Raw genomic sequence first — 17,876 nt, 5'->3', positions numbered from 1 at the left:
ATTATGACGATAAATAATACATTGACTATCGAGCAAGAATTAGTGGATGAGCATATTCTTCAGCAAATGATCAAAGATACGTGCGCCGAAATCATCCCTACCTTGATTGATCACTATGTCGAAGAGTCACGCGATCGCATGGAGAAAATAGAGCAAGCATTAAGCACAAAAGACCTTCAAACATTAGAGTTCGAGGTTCACACACTGGGCAGTTCTGCTCTCGCTTTAGGCAATCGAACGCTTTCAAGACAAGCAAGAATGATTGAGAAGTACTGTGTCGAAGGAAAAATACCAAAAGCATTGGAGCTTTGTGAAACACTTCCTCAACTCGCCAATGAATCGTTTGATGCGTTAGAAAAGCGAAAAGCTCAAGGGTTTGAGTAGTATCAGTGTCTTACTCCCTAGCGAAGCATCGCGTTTGATAAAGCGCGATGCCGACATCATCTCAGAAATTTAGGCTCCAAATTCAGTCACCCTCGCCAAGCCACACACCTTGAAATTATTTGGGTATAACTTAATCAATTAAAAAGTATGGATTTTTCGCAAATTTCCTACCTTGTGCTAATACTTAAATAACGCTTTTCTCAAATTGAGAATTTTCAGCACTAGAGAGCTATAAACCACTCATAATGCCAAATAGTAGTGCTGACAAAAATCATAAAAAATGAAACAAACTACGTTGGGATGGGACTATGAGACCAAGGGTGTTACTGGTAGAGGACTCTACTTCACTAGCCATACTTTATAAGCAGTATGTGAAAGACGAACCTTATGACATTTTTCATGTCGAGACAGGTCGCGAAGCGATTCAATTTATTGAAAGAAGCAAACCTCAGCTCATCATTCTCGATTTGAAACTGCCCGACATGTCTGGCGAAGACGTGTTGGATTGGATCAACCAGAATGACATTCCTACGTCCGTTATTATTGCTACGGCACACGGCAGCGTCGACTTAGCCGTTAATCTAATTCAAAAAGGTGCGGAAGATTTCTTAGAAAAGCCCATAAACGCTGATCGCCTAAAAACATCAGTCGCATTGCACCTCAAACGCGCCAAATTGGAAGATTTGGTGGAAAATATTCAGTCCAAGTTTGATCGCCACAACTATCACGGATTCATCGGTTCAAGCCTCCCGATGCAGGCGGTATACAAGACCATTGATGCTGTTGCGCCAACTTCTGCCAGTGTGTTTATTGTGGGAGAAAGCGGCACAGGTAAAGAAGTTTGTGCTGAAGCCGTCCACCGCCAGAGCGACCGTAAAGACAAGCCTTTTATTGCAATTAACTGTGGGGCTATTCCACGAGATTTGATGGAAAGTGAGATTTTTGGTCACGTTAAAGGGGCCTTTACTGGAGCAACAACAGATCGAAAAGGTGCGGCGACGCTGGCACATGGTGGCACGCTTTTTCTTGATGAGCTGTGTGAAATGGAACTTGAGATGCAAAAGAAGTTGCTCCGCTTTCTACAAACGGGCACTTACACCCCTCTTGGTGGCACTCGAGAAATGAAAGTGGATGTGAGAATCATTTGTGCCACCAACCGAGATCCATTAACAGAGGTAGAAGAAGGTCGTTTTCGTGAAGACTTATACTACCGTGTGCACGTTATACCTATCGATATGCCCCCATTACGTGAACGAGGAAGTGACATCGTCACGCTTGCCAAGCACTTCTTGACCACTTACGCCAAACAGGACAAAAAGAAATTCTCAACAATCGACAGCGAAGCTCAACATATCATCAAGCATTACGAATGGCCGGGTAATGTAAGGCAACTACAAAACATCATACGTAACATTGTGGTGCTTAATAACGACGAAAAAGTCACGGTGAGCCACCTACCCGCTCAACTTACTAAAAAGTCTAAAGTGACGAAAACAACGACGCCTGCGCATGTTGCTCAAGAGTCAGCAAACATTGCACCAATCACACCACCACCTGTTTATACTGAGGAACTTTCACCTTCTGCGGTCGAACCGTCGATTACCGCAGCGGAGCTGCCTGGTACACCGTCCTCTGCTGCTACCTCACCGTACTTTAACTCTGATGGAACCATTCGCCCTATGTGGCAAGTAGAGCGTGAAGCAATTCAGAACGCAATTGCGTACTGTGATGGCAACGTCCTCAACGCCGCTGTCATGCTGGAGTTAAGCCCATCTACGGTTTACCGAAAAAAACAAGCGTGGGAAGCGGATGAAATTAATCTCGAACAATCTTGATAAACCTGCCATTGGTGAAATTTGGATCTTGCTTGATAGCCGTCTATTCGGCGGTATTGAAAGTCACGTTATCGAGCTAGCTCGGGGATTAATCGCCTTTGGAAACAAAGCTCGAGTTGTGCTAACCACTGAGTATTCGCCAGCCGCTCAGATTGTACAGAAGGCAAAAGAAGCCGCGATCCCTGTGAGTTACTTAAACTATTTGTCTGGCGAGCCCAATAAAGCTTTAAAAATTAAACACCTAACAAGCGCCGTCGCCAATCACCAACCCTCAGTGGTTCACTCCCATGGTTATAAAGCGTCGATTTTGTCGCGCTGCGCCAAACTGCTCACCCGTACGTTTCCTCGTTTGATTTCAACTTATCATGCTGGTGAATCGTCCTCAGGGAAGCTATGGCTATACGATTGGCTTGATAGAAGCTCAGGCAGCCTATCTGACTATTGCTTTGCTGTCAGTCCAAGTATTCAGCGCAAAGTTTTTTGTTCTTCAGAACTGCTGAATAACTTTGTTTCGATTCCCAACAGTCAACTCAACTATCAGGAGATCGCTTTTGTCGGCCGATTGAGTCAGGAAAAAGGCGCCGATCAATTTATTGAGGTAGCGAGGCTCTGTCCAACATTACAGTTTAGTGTGTACGGTGATGGCCCAGAAAAAGAGTCGCTTAATCAAACTGCCCCTCCAAACGTGACTTTCTTCGGCCATCAAACCGATATGGAAGGTGTTTGGGAAAATATCAGCGTACTTATCATCTCTTCTCGTTATGAGGGTCTTCCAATGGCGGCGCTGGAAGCCATGTCGAGAGGCATTGCCGTGATGAGCTTACGTGTAGGTCGTCTTCCAGATATTATCCAAACAGGTAAAAATGGTTTTATCGTCGAAGACATTCCCTCTCTTGCTAAATGTCTTCATGACTGGATGTCGATTGGTGAAGCGCAACAATCACTCATTCGCGAGAATGCTCGACAAACCATCATTGATGATTTCTCAACACAAAGTGTGATTCCCGTATTGCTACAAAAATATCAAATTGAAACGGATCACTAATCCATATTGGTTCTCAATATGAGAATGATGAGTTCCAAACATAAATATCATATAAGATTCAATCACATAAACTAATGGCATATTTTGGCATCTCTATTGCAGCTCAGCAGTTAACGCAGATTAATGATGAGACAGAGGTGACTTATGACTACGCCAAAACGCATTCTATATGTTCATTATGGTGATAATTGGATTCGCGGCAGTGAAGTGGTGCTTCTGGCTCTCATTTCAGGAATCGACCGCGATAAGTTTGAGCCATTCGTATGGTCCAACTGCCAACCATTAATCGATAAGTGCCAATCGCTCGGAATTGAAGCGGAACATTCAGCCTTCAATTTGGTGGGTGGTTGGAGCGCTCCGCGCTGGGATATTAGCGGGTGGAATAGCCTTATCAAACAAGGCTCAGCATTAATCGAAAAGCACAACATCGACTTGGTACACGTCAATAGCGGCGGCCCTTGTCAATGGATGTGTTTGGCTGCTCGCATGAATCATATACCACTTGTCACGCAACTTCATTGCCATTATACATTGCGCGATCGCTTCTCTCTCGGACTTCACCTCTCTCCAAAATTGATTTGCGTTAGCAAAGATGTTGGACGCGAAATTCTTCAGGACGGCTACCCACAAAACCAACTTCATGTCGTACACAACGGCGTGTCACTTCAAGGCGTGGATACACCCATAGACATTAAAGATCGCCTCGGAATCCCATCACAGGCCTTTACCTTTCTGTCGGTGGGTTCGCTGATTAAGCGCAAAGGGTTCGACCGCCTTATTCGCGCAATGCGCATGCACAACTACCACCACAACAACCCTCACCTTGTTATTGTTGGTGACGGCGAAGAAAGAGAAGCATTGCAACAGCTTGCATCGGATCTTGGTATCCAAGAACGAGTGCACTTTGTCGGAGAACAACACAATGCCGGAGCGTGGATGTGTGGTAATGCAGACGCTTTTATTAGCGGCGCCTATGAAGAGGCCTTTGGTCTCGTGCTCGGAGAAGCGGCTTTAGCTCAACTGCCTATCGTGGCTCCTAAAACGGGAGGCATTCCTGAGTTGTTCGAGCATAATCACTCTGCATTGCTGTACCAGAACAGTGGAATGGCGAGCCTGTTAAACGCGATTCAACAAGTCATGCAAGACGCGGCATTAAGAAACAAGCTGGCGGAAAACGCTTACCTACATGCTAGCCAGAACTTAACGACGACTGCATCTATCAACGCTATTGAACGTATTTACGAAGGTGAACTTAATAACAACGCCATTACACCAATGCCAATGACTCACTGCATGAAGCCTCTTTCACGCTGGTTGAGCATCAATTGAGGAGCCCGGTCATGAAACGTGTATTGATGTTCGACGCCATCCCAATGCAAGGTGGATCCAAAATCGCGAATGCAGAGCTCCTTAAGCAGTGCGATAAGCTGAACGTGATTGGTTATCTACTCACTACAAATCCAGAGCATTGGGCGTCACTGCTTAGTGATACACCGCGTGTGCAAGTTATAAAAATAAAACCATCACCATTTAACTCGACTCATGGACTGACCTACTGGTTGATGAACGCTTACTACTTTCTCCAACTTCTCTACGCGTGCATGAAGCTGCCAAAAATAGATAGCTTTTTGGGCCTATCTTGCCCAAGTAATGATATGCCTTTGTACTTACTACGATTAATTAGCAAAAAGCCTGTGGTACAGATGGTTCATGGCCCTATTGGACGATCGAGATCTGCTGGCTACTGCTTAGTAAAAGCATCGGCAATTTACTACTTGGCAAACACCCGCGAATCAATGGTAGAAGCATTACAGGCCTACCTCAAAACAGAGAAGCCAGCCACCGAACGCTATTGGTGTGGTTTGAATACATCTACATTTGTTAATGGATTATCGAAAGATCGCTGGCCAAAACAAGCGAATCCGATTTCAAGCCGCGTTTTCTGGGCAGCTAGCTTACTAAAATGGAAGAACATCGATCTTTTGCTTGATGCTTTAACACTTGATGAGTCGAAAAAGATCAAATCCACCGTGTGTTACATCAAACCTAACGTGGCAGGTGTGGAATATTCAACACCGGACTTCAACACACAAGGTGTTGAATGGCATGAGTGCCCAAACAACTTAGATGAATTGCGTTCACAGTGCGGTGTGTTTGTTTCCACCAGTCTCAACGAACCTTTTGGGTTATCTATTTTGGAAGCGCTCGCTGCAGGTATGTGTGTCGTCATTCCACATGATGATAGTTATTGGGACCGCGTGTTAACTCACGGCCGAAATTGTATTAAATACACGCCTAACAATGTGGCTTCGTTACACAACGCAATTCGCCTTTTGAATGAATCGCCGTGGATGAAAGTAACGATGGGTATCGAAGCACTCAATGTTTCTCAACTATACACAGCCGAACGTTGTTATTTGCCAATCGCCCAGCACCTTGCTGGCGAAATTGCTACCAACAATGATTGCACACTCAAGACACCGCGAGACATCAAAGGATATGACCATGTCTAAAGCAATGACCAACATGACGCTATTTGCTATCGCCTTAGTGATCAATAAAAGCATCAGCCTAATCATGCTGCCTGTATTGCCCCACTTTCTCTCACCAGAACAAATGGGCAAGCTTGAGCTTCTAACAACCTTTGGTGTTGTTACGACCTTGTTTGTCAGTTTCGCTTTGCATGAAGCGCTTTATCGATTCGTCGGCGTTGAAAAGGATAAAAATACGCGCACAAGCCTACTAAACCAGCTGTACTCACTTGCTTTACTCATCGCTGGCGTCGTTGCTCTTAGCTTGCTCACTATCATTTTAATCGCCCCCATTCCCGCGCCTTTTACGCGAGTCGAATTTGCTATTGTTATGTTTGCCATCGTTCTAGAAGGCAGTATTGCAATCGGCACTGCCTGGTTAAGAACACAAGACGACAAAGCAAGAACACTGCTTAACGTCATGGTCACTACCACCATTTTTCAGGTCATTTTTATCGTCGCGGCGCTGTCTGTTCATCCCCATGTTATTTCTGTTTTGTGGGGGGGCTTGTTGGCTGCTATTACTCAATTTGTTTGGCTGCACATCGTTAACCGTTACAATGTCACCCTTCCTAAGCTGACATTGGCAAAACAATACCTAAACTACTGCCTACCAATGATGATGGCCGGTTTAGTAGCATTTTGTCTCAATGGCGCTGAACGCTGGTTCATTGGTGCCAACACTTCTCTTGCGACGTTAGGGATTTACGCGATAGCGGTAAAATTTGCAGTGGGCATGTGTATTTTAGTGCAGCCATTTGGCATGTGGTGGATGCCACGTCGATTTAACTACTTAGAAGGGCGCAAGAACACTGAAGCAGTGCGCATCACACACTTAGGTATGATTTACATTACAGGTTTGAGTGTAGTGGTTGGCACATTAGCAATGGTGATGATCACCTACTTACTGCCAGAAACCTATCATGAGGCGGTACTATTCAGCTTATTCTTGCTACCTATCGCCATGTTAAAAGAATGGAGTGAGTTGATTAACATCTCCATTTTGTACAAGCGTCGTACTCGCTGGCTACTGGGTATAAATGTCGTCTCTGCGTGCGTTGCGATTGCTTTGCTGTTTGGCTTATCTTCTCTGGGTATTTATGGGGTGTTCATTGCGCTTTATTACGCACAACTGTGTAAGCTGGGCCTGACTTATGTAGTAGGCCAACAATGTATGGCGTTGCCTTTCCACCTAAGTCTGATGGTTTTATTACAGATTATATCCGGTGTGGCACTGTTCCTGCTTCACTCTTCACAATCAATAGGCATCGCCATCGCAATTTGCATTTTGACATGCAGTTTGCTGGCAGGGATAGCCACTCGCTACATGAGTAAAGAGACGCTAAATGCTCTCACTCGATACATAGTGAAAAGGCGTGGACAGGTGAAGAGATACTCGTTATGAATGAAACCAAGGTGAGAACAAAACAGTCCATCGCAGCACTGACGATTACAGTCTGTATCGGCCTGCTTTGGATTGTTATGCCTCATCCCATTTTGATTGTTGCGTTGTGTTTCGCACCACTCGCGTTACTGTTTGTTCTCAATCAAACGTTTTGGCTTGTCACACTGTTCGTTATTTTTTCATTCTTTCGTATTCACGAAGCCTTTCCTGTTATCTATAACTTCAAGATCCCATTACTGTTATCACTGGGGGCACTCGCCGCACTCGCCTTTCACCTTCTTATAAGCCGCCAGATTACAGCTTTTTGGCACCCTTCATTAAAGTGGCTGTGTATATTTTGGGGTCTGGTGATCATCGGAATCATATTCGCTTCCAGTCGTGATATCGCAATAACGGTGTTCAAAAACACCTATTGGAAAATCATCATTATGACGTTGGCCATCACCTGGCTTATTACTAAACCTTCACAGCTCGCTCAGATGTCAAAAGCAATTATTTTCGCCGGATTATTGATTGGTCTAGTGGCATTACAAAACGCAGCGAATGGCATTGATTTAGTCGAAGGGACGCGCGTGTCAATAGGACGCTCCATAGGTTCAGTACTTGGCGATCCTAACGATTTGGCACTAGTGCTGATGTTTCCCCTTGCCTTTACCGTTAGTCAATTGATGGAGAAGCATTCCCCCAAGCATCTCAGGCTCTTTGCCCTTATCACCTGTTTGGTTTTGTTCTTTGCGATCATTGAGACGCAGAGCCGCGGTGGGTTACTAGGTTCACTGTCTGTATTTGCCTACTTTGCTTTTAAACACATCAAAAGCAAAACATTAGTCTTGGTACTAGGCGCCATCGCAGCGATCGTACTCTACGCATTCGCTGGTATTTCAGGACGAGAATCGGGGGGAGCCGCTGAGGATGGTATAGATGCCTCTGCGATGGGGCGACTTTATGCGTGGGAAGCGGCATTTAAAATGGCGCTGCATCATCCGTTGACTGGCGTAGGTCTAGATAACTTCTATTTTAATTACTATTTCTACAGCCCACACTGGGATGGTATCAACCACGCCGTCCATAGTACTTGGTTTGGCGTGTTAGCAGAAACGGGTTTTGTCGGGCTCGCGGTGTTCATTACTTTAATTGTGTCATTGATCCGCACCTCTTTGCATTCCATCTCATTGCTGACACCAAAATCAGATTACACCCTCTCTGTAGGAGCAAACGCCGTGTTAAGTGGGCTTATCGGGACCATCGTATCAGGCACGTTTCTGACTCAAGGTTTCACTTGGCCAATTTACATTCTAGCGGCGTTAACAGTTGTCGTTAGCCGAATTGTTCAAAGTGACTGTCAAAATGAGAAATCCTAGTTTCAAACATAAACAAAACCCATAACTCACTGTTTTAAAATGGCTAATTCCTTGGCACGCATTGTGATTACTCACTTAATTAGTAATCAAATAACCAAGACTCAAGGAGAGCCACATGACAGACATCGTAGTATTTGGAGAAGATTTTGGTGGGTTACCCTCTTCCACTCAGCATATTGTCAAGCGACTAGCAGCGAACCATCGCATCCTTTGGGTTAACTCCATTGGCCTTCGTCAACCTAAGCTGGATTCTAAAGACATACAGCGTGCGTTAAACAAACTCACTCGTGTATTTCATAACGTAGGCTCACACAAGCCAACATTGGACTCTGAAACAAGCCCAAACATTCACATCATCAACTTGCTCACCATTCCTGCCCCTAGCTCTGCATTAGCAAGAAAAGTGGCCGCTAAGATGATGAAACACCAACTCAATAAACAATTACAAGCTCTTGGTTTTGATAAGCCTGTATTTTGGACGTCGCTCCCGACTGCTGCCGATCTTTGTGCAGAAATGAACCCACGTGGACTGATTTACTATTGTGGCGATGACTTTAGCGCTTTAGCTGGTGTTGACCACGACACGGTGGCCAAGCACGAACGTACTCTTGTTAATGCGGCCAGCGTTATCTTTACGGCAAGCGAAACACTCTCCACCAAATTTCCATCTGGTAAAACCGTCACTTTGCCTCACGGTGTCGACTTTAGTCTGTTTTCTGAGCCAGCACCTAAGGCTGAAGATTTTCCTAATAATGGTCGCAAAGTGCTGGGCTTTTATGGCAGTTTGTCTGAATGGTTAGACTACGACTTAATTGCCCAAGTCGCAGACCAAGCGCCTGACTGGGATCTCGTGTTCATCGGCCCTAACGAGTTCAGTGATAATCCACTTCCACAAAGATGCAACGTATACTACCTGGGCCCGAGAGCGCATCACACTCTGCCACGTTACTCCCAACACTGGGATGCCAGTTGGTTGCCCTTTGTTGATAACGCTCAAATCAAGGCATGTAATCCGCTTAAACTTCTTGAGTACTTGGCAACAGGAACCCCTGTTATCAGCACACCGTTTCCTGCATTAATGCCCTACAAACATATGCTTCATGTGGTTCAAGATGTCGAAGACGTGCGTGCCAGTCTCGATCACCTCCTACCGCCACCGACAGATTCAAAGTCATTTGTTCAACAGCAAAGCTGGGAAGCAAGAGCCAACCAAGTTGATAAATTAGTGAGGGCGCTATGAACGATTTAAGAGAAAACCTCAGCGTACTGTTACATGGAGCTTGGAGACGTCGCTACATGATCGTTATTCCTATGCTTGTATTGCCTGTGCTGGGTTTCATCGTAAGTAAACTGGTTCCGACGACTTATGTTGCTCATACCAGCATGCTTATTCAAGAGACAGCGAAAATGAACCCGTTCCTTCAAGACCTTGCCGTCTCAACAATGCTTAAAGACCGATTGAGCGCACTCAGTACTCTGCTAAAAAGCCGACACGTTTTGTATTCTGTCGCAAAAGAACAATCGCTGATCAATGACGAGATGAGTGCAAAAGAGCAAGAGTTCATCATAAAAGATCTTGCGTCGCGCCTGTCTGTTCAGCCACTCGGTAAAGACTTCATTCAAATTCAATTGCAAAGTGGTAAATCAGAAGGAATGGAGTCGATGCTCCTCTCTGTCAGAGAGCATTTTGTCGAACAGCTTTTGGCTCCTGAGCGTTCTTCGATTAAAGATTCGAGTCATTTTTTGACTATCCATATCAACAAACGCAGGGAAGAACTAGACAAGGCAGAGCAAGCCTTTGCAGAGTATAAAAATACTTACTCAGACGCGACGCCCGAAATGCAAGCTCAAAGCCTTACTCGCCTTGCTAGCCTCAAACAAACGCTAGCCGAAAAGGAGGCGGAGCTTGCTGGTGTTTCACGAAGTCTAGGCAGTTTGGATCAACAACTATCCAAAACGAACCCGGTTATCGGTAAACTGGAAGAGCAAATCATCGACATTCGTAGTGAACTTACCCTGCTTCGCGCTAAATACACAGAGGCGCATAGTTTAGTGCAAGGTAAGTTGCGAGAATTAAACCGGTTGGAGCAGGAACGCTCGGTACTCTTGAACTCTAAACAACCAGAACTAAACAGTGCTCAACTATGGGATATCGCGAGCAATACCACAGTAAACAGTCTTGGCGAAGCACAGCCTCTACTTGTCTCCCAACTACATCAATTACAAATGATGCGCGGACGTTTTGAAGCACTTACGGAAGAAACCAACAGCTTGCGAGACATGATCCAAGAATTAGAGCGAAATGCGCACCAATTTGGGAGCACGGCAACAGAAATCAACCGCTTAGCTCGTGACGTCGCAGTGAAGAGAGAAATGTATGACGAACTCGTCGAACGCTATGAGATGGCCCAACTAACAGGCTCTTTGGGAGAGTTTGAAGAGAATAAGCGCGTAAAAATCATTGATGAACCGTTCACGCCAACGATTCCAACTAACTTACCTAGTTTTGTATTTGTCATTTTAGGATTTATTGGTGGCGCTGGTTTAGGCATTGGATTAGCGACGATACTTGAGTTAGCCGATAACTCTATCCGCTCTAAAAGAGCATTAGAAAAACACCTTGGTGTTCCTGTCATCACCACTTTACCTAACGTAGTGTACGGAAACTAACCGCCATAAGAACTCATTTACAAGCACTCGGTCTGCGAGTGCTTTTCTTTTACTACTGCCTTATACAGCCTCATAGCATGTCCACTAATATGAATCTCAAATTGAGAATAAACATAAAGTCTCACAAGCATCAATATTAACTTATTGTTTTTAAATGATTAATTTTTTGGCACGCAGTCTGCAACTCCTAAATAAACAAAGAACTCAACGAGGGTTTGAAAATGGAATTCAGACAAAAACACAATAACACTAAGCACAGCAAAAAAGTGATATTACACGTCGTGCAACACTTAGCTCCTGGTGGTTTAGAAACGCTCGTACTAGAAATGCTTCGTTTTGCGCAGCCAAACCATTCCGTTTTTGTCGTGAGCTTAGAAGGAAGCAAAGAACATGCACTACAAGGCTGGCAAAAACTATTGCCCTACCAAGGCCAACTGCACTTTCTTAATAAGAAACCTGGATTCAGCGGAAAAACAATCAGTACGCTGACTTCCATGCTCAAAGGACTTAAGCCTGACGTGGTCCACACCCATCATATCGGCCCACTTCTGTATGGTGGTATTGCTGCACGTTTAGCGCACGTACCTGTAGTGATTCATACCGAGCACGACGCATGGCACCTTAATAACAAAAAATCAGCTCGACTGCAGTCCCTACTGCTAAAAATGATTCGCCCGCAAGTAGTTGCCGATGCTAACTTTGTCGCCCATCAAATACAGACTAAGTTAAAGTATCGCAAAGTTTGTACTATCCATAACGGGATTGACTGTCAGAAGTTTAAAAGCGGTGACCAAACGGCAACAAGACACTTGTTTGAACTTCCAACCGACAAAATCGTGATTGGCGTTGCCGGGCGTCTAGAAGCAGTTAAAGGCCATAAAGTGCTTATCGAAGCATTCTCTCATCTTACGCCAAACACACACCTAGCCATTGCTGGAGATGGTTCTCAGCGAGCTCAATTGGAAGCACAAGTTAGAACGTTAAAACTTGAAGATCGAGTAACCTTTTTAGGCTTGGTCGACGATATGCCCAGCTTTTACCAAAGCCTAGACTTGTTTTGCTTACCATCACTTCAAGAGGGATTTCCTCTCTCAACCCTCGAGGCTCAAGCATGTGACATTCCTTGCGTCGCGACGGATGTTGGCGGCGTGAAAGAGACGCTCTGTCCGAACAACAGCACACTGGTTGAAGCAAATCGCGTGTTTTCGTTGGCCGAAGCGTTATCACAGCAACTGGAATCATCACACCGCTCTCCTCGAACTTTTATTCTCAAACACTTTGATATCAGAGACATGGTGAGTCGCTACTCACGTTTGGCCAAGGAGGCTAGCTATGAATGATTTACTTTGGATTATAGGGTTTGGTTTATCCGCGTTTTTGATTGTCTATCATCACGTTGGGTACCCACTGCTCCTTAAGTGGCTTCCTTTAAAACAGCAAGACGAAACCAAAGCACCATTTGTAGAGCGAGCTTACAAAGCCTCCAAAACAGACAGCCAGCTACCCTCTATTACTGTCATCGTGCCCGCCTACAATGAAGAACAATGGATAGCAGAGAAGATCCGTAACCTTGCGAGCCTAGACTACCCGAGGGATAAATTAAGAGTAGTGATCGCATGTGATGGCTGCACAGATAACACAGCCGAGATTGCTCAAGCGACAATTCAAGAAGCAATCTGCTCTGATACTCTGTTCATTATTAATGATCACCAAGTCAATCGCGGTAAAGTTGCCCTACTCAACGAAGAAATGCGTCATGTTAGCTCGGACATTACCGCACTGAGTGACACGTCGGCATTGATTTCTTGCGATTCTCTATTGCTAGCTAGTCAGCATTATCAAAATGAGAACGTTGGAGTGGTTAACGCAACATATCAAATAATGAGCACTGATAACCAAGGTGAAGCGGCGTATTGGCAATACCAGTCTCGAGTAAAGCACCAAGAATCTTTGTTAGGTTCAACGATTGGTTCCCACGGTGCGTTTTACACTTTCAGAACTCACTTATTTGAACCACTGGAAGTTAGCACCATTAATGACGACTTTATTCTCCCTATGAGAATCGTTTTGCGAGGCTATAGCGCTATTTACGAGCCAAACATGCTGGCTCTTGAACTAGAACAGAGCTCAGACAACGCAGATTTCAAGCGGCGCCTAAGAATTTCAGCGGGTAACATGCAGCAGCTCATGCAATTAAAGAAATTACTACTACCTCGTTATCGTGGCACTGCCTTTGCATTTCTATCGGGAAAGGTTCTGCGCTTAGCAACACCCTATTTGATGATTGTTTGCTTTATTTGCTCACTACTACTGGCACACAATCCGCTGTTTCAAGTAATGCTGTCCGCACAAGTTGGTATTTATAGCATCGCGCTTATCACTTACTTGATGCCAGCACTTAACACAATTAAACCTTTTAAGCTGATTAGCTACATCGTCATTGGTCATCTCGCCAACTTTATCGGCGGTATGAAGTATTTACTCGGAATGGAAAATGGACGTTGGAAACGCGTCAACCAATAAGGAAAGCATCATGAAAAACTCACGCTACGATTCAAATGTATGCCACGCGAAAAGAACGTTTGATGTACTGGTTGCAATGCTTATTTTGGTCGTCACTGCACCACTATTCCCATTTATCGCGCTAGCGATCAAAACCACATCGAAAGGCCCTGTGATTTATCGCCAATTGCGAGTAGGACGCTGCACACCAGAAAAAATGGATCTTTTTCAAATCATGAAGTTTCGCACCATGTATATTGATGCAGAGCAACGCTCTGGCGCAGTATGGGCAACTGAAAATGATCCCCGCATCACGCCAGTAGGACGCTTTTTACGCAAAACGCGTTTAGATGAACTACCTCAACTGTTTAATGTGTTGAGAGGTGAAATGTCGATGATTGGGCCGCGCCCAGAACGCCCAGCTTTCTACCAGAAATTGGAAGATGAAATCCCCTATTTTGTAGAGCGCACATATGGCGTGTTACCAGGTATCACAGGCTTAGCTCAGGTTAACCAAGGCTATGATGCATGCATTGAAGATGTAAGACGCAAAGTTGGGTTTGACCACAGTTACGCACTAAGCTTAGGTTCGTTTTACTCTTGGATTTCAATGGACCTTTCAATCATGAGCAAAACATTCGTTGTGATGATTGACGGACGAGGTCAATAACTTCCGGTTCTGGTAACGGTCATTCTTGCCACTGGCGTCGCATCTTTTCTATCGTCGCTGGTGGTACATCATGAATGCTTTGATACGCTCCGTGGCACACTTTAATTTCCACCTCGATGCGCTTCTTCATGCAGTAGTCCATGTAACGCTTCATCTCCCAATGTCGAACAAACGTATTGCTCACAATCACGACTCTCCCTTTGTTCAACCACTTTCTAGTTTGCTGAAAACACCACTCATGCGCTTGAGGTAATTGAACTGGTTCAAAGTGATAATCACCTTCATCATTTTCAAAATACATGTCAGCTTCAAAATGCTTAGCACCAAGCTCTATCGCTAGTTGTTTTGCTAAGGTTGTTTTACCTGAACCCGGAAGTCCACGAATAAGAATGAGTTTAGCCAGTGACATAATGCAGTTTAATGAGGTGGGAATAAGCCTAAACTGTAACGAAATTATTGGAAAAGAAAAGTAGAAATAAAAAATGCCGAGCACATTAGGCTCGGCATTTAAACTCAATCATGGATCGTGTTGTATTTATTTGTAAGCTGGCAGTTCTGTTCTTAACCCTTTCACCAAACTTACGCACATCAACAGCAGAACAAAAGTAAACGGTAATCCTGTTGCAACAACACCTGATTGCAATGCTTGCAGGGCTTCTTTACCACCAACCCAAAGCATTACGGCTGCAATTGCACCTTCAATACACGCCCAGAAAATGCGTTGCGGTACTGGTGCATCAATCTTACCACCGGCGGTAATACTATCGATAACCAGTGAGCCAGAGTCTGACGATGTAATAAAGAATACCAGAATCAGCACGATAGAAAGCATTGAAATCACTGAACTATACGGAAGCGCATCGTAAACATGGAACAGAGTCAATGAAATATCAGTTAGGCCATTTGCACCTAGCTCACCAACTTTATTCACCACTTGGTCAAGCGCGATACCACCAAACACAGACATCCAAATCAAAGTAACAACTGTAGGAATAACGATGACTGCGAATAAGAATTCTCGAACCGTACGACCTTTAGACACACGCGCGATAAACATACCAACAAACGGTGACCAAGATACCCACCAAGCCCAGTAGAATACCGTCCAGCCGTGCATCCAAGTTTCATCTTCACGACCGTGAGGGTTACTCAATGGAATAATATTTTCAATGTAAGCCATTGTTGTGTCGCGTAGCGAGCTCCACGCAGTATCAAACGTGATGAAGGTAATGAAAATAAGCAGCGCAAACGCAACCACCATATTAACGTTACTCAGTAGCTTAACACCACCATCAATACCACGAATCACTGATAGCACCGCGATAAAGGTAACGAAGGTGATCACAATCATTTGTGTACCAATGCCGCCTTCTAGACCAAAGACATGGTTAATACCACTGGTCGCCTGCTGAGCACCTAGACCTAGCGACGTTGCAAGACCAAATAGCGTCGACAAAACGGCAAGGATATCAATAACGTGACCTAACCAACCCCATGCACGGTCACCAAAAATTGGATAGAACGCCGCGCGCAATGAAAGTGGTAAACCTTTGTTAAAGGCAAAAAACGCTAATGCTAGTGCAACGAGTGCGTAAATACTCCAACCATGTACACCCCAGTGGAACATAGTGGCACCCATCGCGAGGGATTTTGCTTCTTCGGTGTATGGTACTGCGTTAAGTGGCATTCCCCACCAATCAGTGAAATACGCGGTCGGCTCAGCCACACTCCAGAACAGAAGACCAATACCCATACCCGCGGCGAAAAGCATCGACAACCAAGAAACGGTTGAGTGATCCGGCGTTGCTTCTTTGCCTCCTAAGCGGATTTTACCTAGCGGAGAAAAAAGAAGAGCAACGGCGAACAATAAGAAGAAGTTTGTCGACCACATAAAGAACGCATCAAACTGTTCGATAATTCCGTTTTTTAGACCGTTTAATACGTCACGAGCAGTGGTTGGCTCAACAAGAAGAAGTGAAATCAGACAGAAAACAACGAGCCCCGCACTAATGCCAAAAACCGGGTTATGTATATCGAATCCCCACTTTTGAACGTTATCCTGTCCAACCTGATAATCGGTTGTATCAATACTATATTTTTTAAATGCATTATCCATAAATACAAATTTAACGTGAATTTGAAACGCCCCTCAGGTGAGAAGAACTCCAATACCGCCCTCCATTAATTTGAACTCTAAAGTTTTAAAGCGGGACGAATTTTAGCAGCAATCACATATTTTTGCAAAAAGTCGTGGTTTATTGCATTTTAGGCTCAATTCGAGACAGATGAAGGGGAAATAATATCAACACAAAAATTATGAGGTCTAACGATTGATTTTGTCGTAGGTTGTAGACTAGAAAAGACACAAGAAATACTTAAGTTCATAGCCAGTCACTGCGCAAATAGAGAAGACCTGCGCTGATTTGGTTTCACAATTAACGACGAAACCAAATCAGCACTACCCCTGCTGCCACTCAAAGATAAATCCACTTTGCCGTGATTAAAGTAGCCTGCTTCAATGCCAATGAACGGCAAAATACCAGTACCGACATGAATACCATAAGTTGTATCATTTTCGCTGTCGATATCGGACTGACCAATTTGGCCACCAGCGTAAATCCAAGAGTCAGCCATTGCTGACGTTGAGCACAACGTTAGAGCGAATAACGAGAGTGTTTTTTTCATACTATCCCTTCCTGATCGATTCCTAAGCGAAACATTACGCAAATATGCGCATTTAATCGCCACTATATATTGGAAAGCATAGGCATTTTAAGACTCTAAAAGTGAATAATTTATGTTCAACTTTTGTTTTGTGACTTCCAGACAAAAAAACACCGACATAAAGCCGGTGTGTTTCATATGGTGTTAGAAAGCTTGACGCTTATAGGAAATGTAGTGTTGCGTTAACAGAGAACGTGCTGATATCGTCTTTACCAGCAGTGTAGTTCATGTAGCTAGCACCAACAGACATTGGGCCAAAAATGAAGTACTCAGCACCCACACCGTACATTAGGTCCAAATCGTCATCGTCTTTGCCGCCTTTCACTTTTTTGTCCCACTGATGGAAACCACCTTTTGCGTACACGTGTAGCGGACCGAAGTCGATGCTTGGCTTAAGTGCTGCGTAGTAAGAAGTTAGCTTAGTGTCTTGACCATTTACGTTGAACTCACCGTGTTGTGTTACACCAGCTTCAACACCAATGATAGGTAGAATGCCTGTACCAACGTGAACAGAGTATGATGTGTCTGTCTCACCTTTGTAGTCAGACTGACCTACTGTTGCACCACCGTAAATCCAAGAATCCGCCATTGCCGCAGAAGATGCGCCAAGTAGCGCCACTGCTAATAGAGTTTTTTTCATCATCTACCTTTACTCTTTATTATTCCCACGTCTGCATAACTCAGTCGTTGGTACTACAAATAAAGGGAGGCGAACTATTGCCTCCCAGAACTAAAAAATAATGCTTATT

The 17,876-nt window shown here is 44.5% G+C and carries 15 protein-coding genes and 1 pseudogene; 12 read left to right on the top strand and 4 right to left on the bottom strand.

The genetic code is table 11. The features are described from left to right. Positions 1-3 precede the first annotated feature (3 nt). From R7Q47_RS15130 to R7Q47_RS15075, 12 genes are all read left to right on the top strand, one after another. Complete coding sequence (locus R7Q47_RS15130; protein WP_005377636.1) at positions 4-384, top strand: Hpt domain-containing protein; 381 nt, start codon at positions 4-6, stop codon at positions 382-384. A 308-nt stretch (positions 385-692) separates the two neighbouring features. Beyond that, positions 693-2,219, top strand: a complete 1,527-nt coding sequence (locus R7Q47_RS15125; protein ID WP_031777249.1) for a sigma-54-dependent transcriptional regulator — start codon at positions 693-695, stop codon at positions 2,217-2,219. After that, positions 2,194-3,264 carry a glycosyltransferase family 4 protein gene (locus R7Q47_RS15120; protein ID WP_262592498.1) on the top strand — a complete coding sequence of 357 codons (1,071 nt, stop codon included), beginning with the start codon at positions 2,194-2,196 and terminating at the stop codon, positions 3,262-3,264. The genes R7Q47_RS15125 and R7Q47_RS15120 overlap by 26 nt, the downstream gene beginning before the upstream one ends. Before the next feature lie 144 nt (positions 3,265-3,408). Then, positions 3,409-4,593: a glycosyltransferase gene (locus tag R7Q47_RS15115; RefSeq protein ID WP_213912421.1), complete on the top strand. Its 1,185-nt coding sequence runs from the start codon at positions 3,409-3,411 to the stop codon at positions 4,591-4,593. 11 nt (positions 4,594-4,604) lie between these two features. Beyond that, positions 4,605-5,777 carry a glycosyltransferase gene (locus tag R7Q47_RS15110; protein WP_137281979.1) on the top strand — a complete coding sequence of 391 codons (1,173 nt, stop codon included), beginning with the start codon at positions 4,605-4,607 and terminating at the stop codon, positions 5,775-5,777. Next, positions 5,770-7,200, top strand: a complete 1,431-nt coding sequence (locus R7Q47_RS15105; protein WP_262592499.1) for a lipopolysaccharide biosynthesis protein — start codon at positions 5,770-5,772, stop codon at positions 7,198-7,200. The genes R7Q47_RS15110 and R7Q47_RS15105 overlap by 8 nt, the downstream gene beginning before the upstream one ends. Beyond that, complete coding sequence (locus tag R7Q47_RS15100; protein WP_005377645.1) at positions 7,197-8,561, top strand: O-antigen ligase family protein; 1,365 nt, start codon at positions 7,197-7,199, stop codon at positions 8,559-8,561. The genes R7Q47_RS15105 and R7Q47_RS15100 overlap by 4 nt, the downstream gene beginning before the upstream one ends. A 115-nt stretch (positions 8,562-8,676) precedes the next feature. After that, the gene (locus R7Q47_RS15095; RefSeq protein WP_033905252.1) at positions 8,677-9,801 is read left to right on the top strand and encodes a glycosyltransferase; all 1,125 of its coding nucleotides are present in this window, start codon (positions 8,677-8,679) and stop codon (positions 9,799-9,801) included. Next, a complete protein-coding gene (locus tag R7Q47_RS15090) occupies positions 9,798-11,231 on the top strand; it encodes a GumC family protein (RefSeq protein ID WP_005377649.1) in 1,434 nt (477 codons plus the stop codon). Before R7Q47_RS15095 ends, R7Q47_RS15090 begins: the two co-directional genes overlap by 4 nt. A 221-nt stretch (positions 11,232-11,452) precedes the next feature. After that, positions 11,453-12,571: a glycosyltransferase gene (locus R7Q47_RS15085; protein WP_053350562.1), complete on the top strand. Its 1,119-nt coding sequence runs from the start codon at positions 11,453-11,455 to the stop codon at positions 12,569-12,571. Next, entirely contained in the window at positions 12,564-13,754 is a 1,191-nt protein-coding gene (locus R7Q47_RS15080; protein WP_042522924.1) for a glycosyltransferase family 2 protein, read from the top strand. Before R7Q47_RS15085 ends, R7Q47_RS15080 begins: the two co-directional genes overlap by 8 nt. A 10-nt stretch (positions 13,755-13,764) precedes the next feature. After that, positions 13,765-14,403 (top strand): sugar transferase, encoded by a 639-nt coding sequence (locus R7Q47_RS15075; protein WP_005377654.1) that lies wholly within the window; start codon positions 13,765-13,767, stop codon positions 14,401-14,403. 19 nt (positions 14,404-14,422) lie between these two features. On the opposite strand, the gene R7Q47_RS15070 is transcribed toward R7Q47_RS15075, so the two are convergent. From R7Q47_RS15070 to R7Q47_RS15055, 4 genes and pseudogenes are all read right to left on the bottom strand, one after another. After that, the gene (locus tag R7Q47_RS15070) at positions 14,423-14,812 is read right to left on the bottom strand and encodes an ATP-binding protein (RefSeq protein WP_005377656.1); all 390 of its coding nucleotides are present in this window, start codon (positions 14,810-14,812) and stop codon (positions 14,423-14,425) included. A 126-nt stretch (positions 14,813-14,938) separates the two neighbouring features. Further along, positions 14,939-16,519, bottom strand: a complete 1,581-nt coding sequence (locus R7Q47_RS15065; RefSeq protein WP_005377659.1) for a BCCT family transporter — start codon at positions 16,517-16,519, stop codon at positions 14,939-14,941. A gap of 305 nt (positions 16,520-16,824) precedes the next feature. After that, positions 16,825-17,088, bottom strand: a pseudogene (locus R7Q47_RS15060) (porin family protein); the annotation flags it as partial. Between the two features lie 199 nt (positions 17,089-17,287). Continuing rightward, entirely contained in the window at positions 17,288-17,767 is a 480-nt protein-coding gene (locus R7Q47_RS15055) for an outer membrane beta-barrel protein (RefSeq protein WP_021033871.1), read from the bottom strand. Positions 17,768-17,876 lie beyond the last annotated feature (109 nt).

The organism is Vibrio sp. Vb0349 (assembly GCF_033338975.1).
This window is presented reverse-complemented; position numbering and strand designations above follow the sequence as displayed.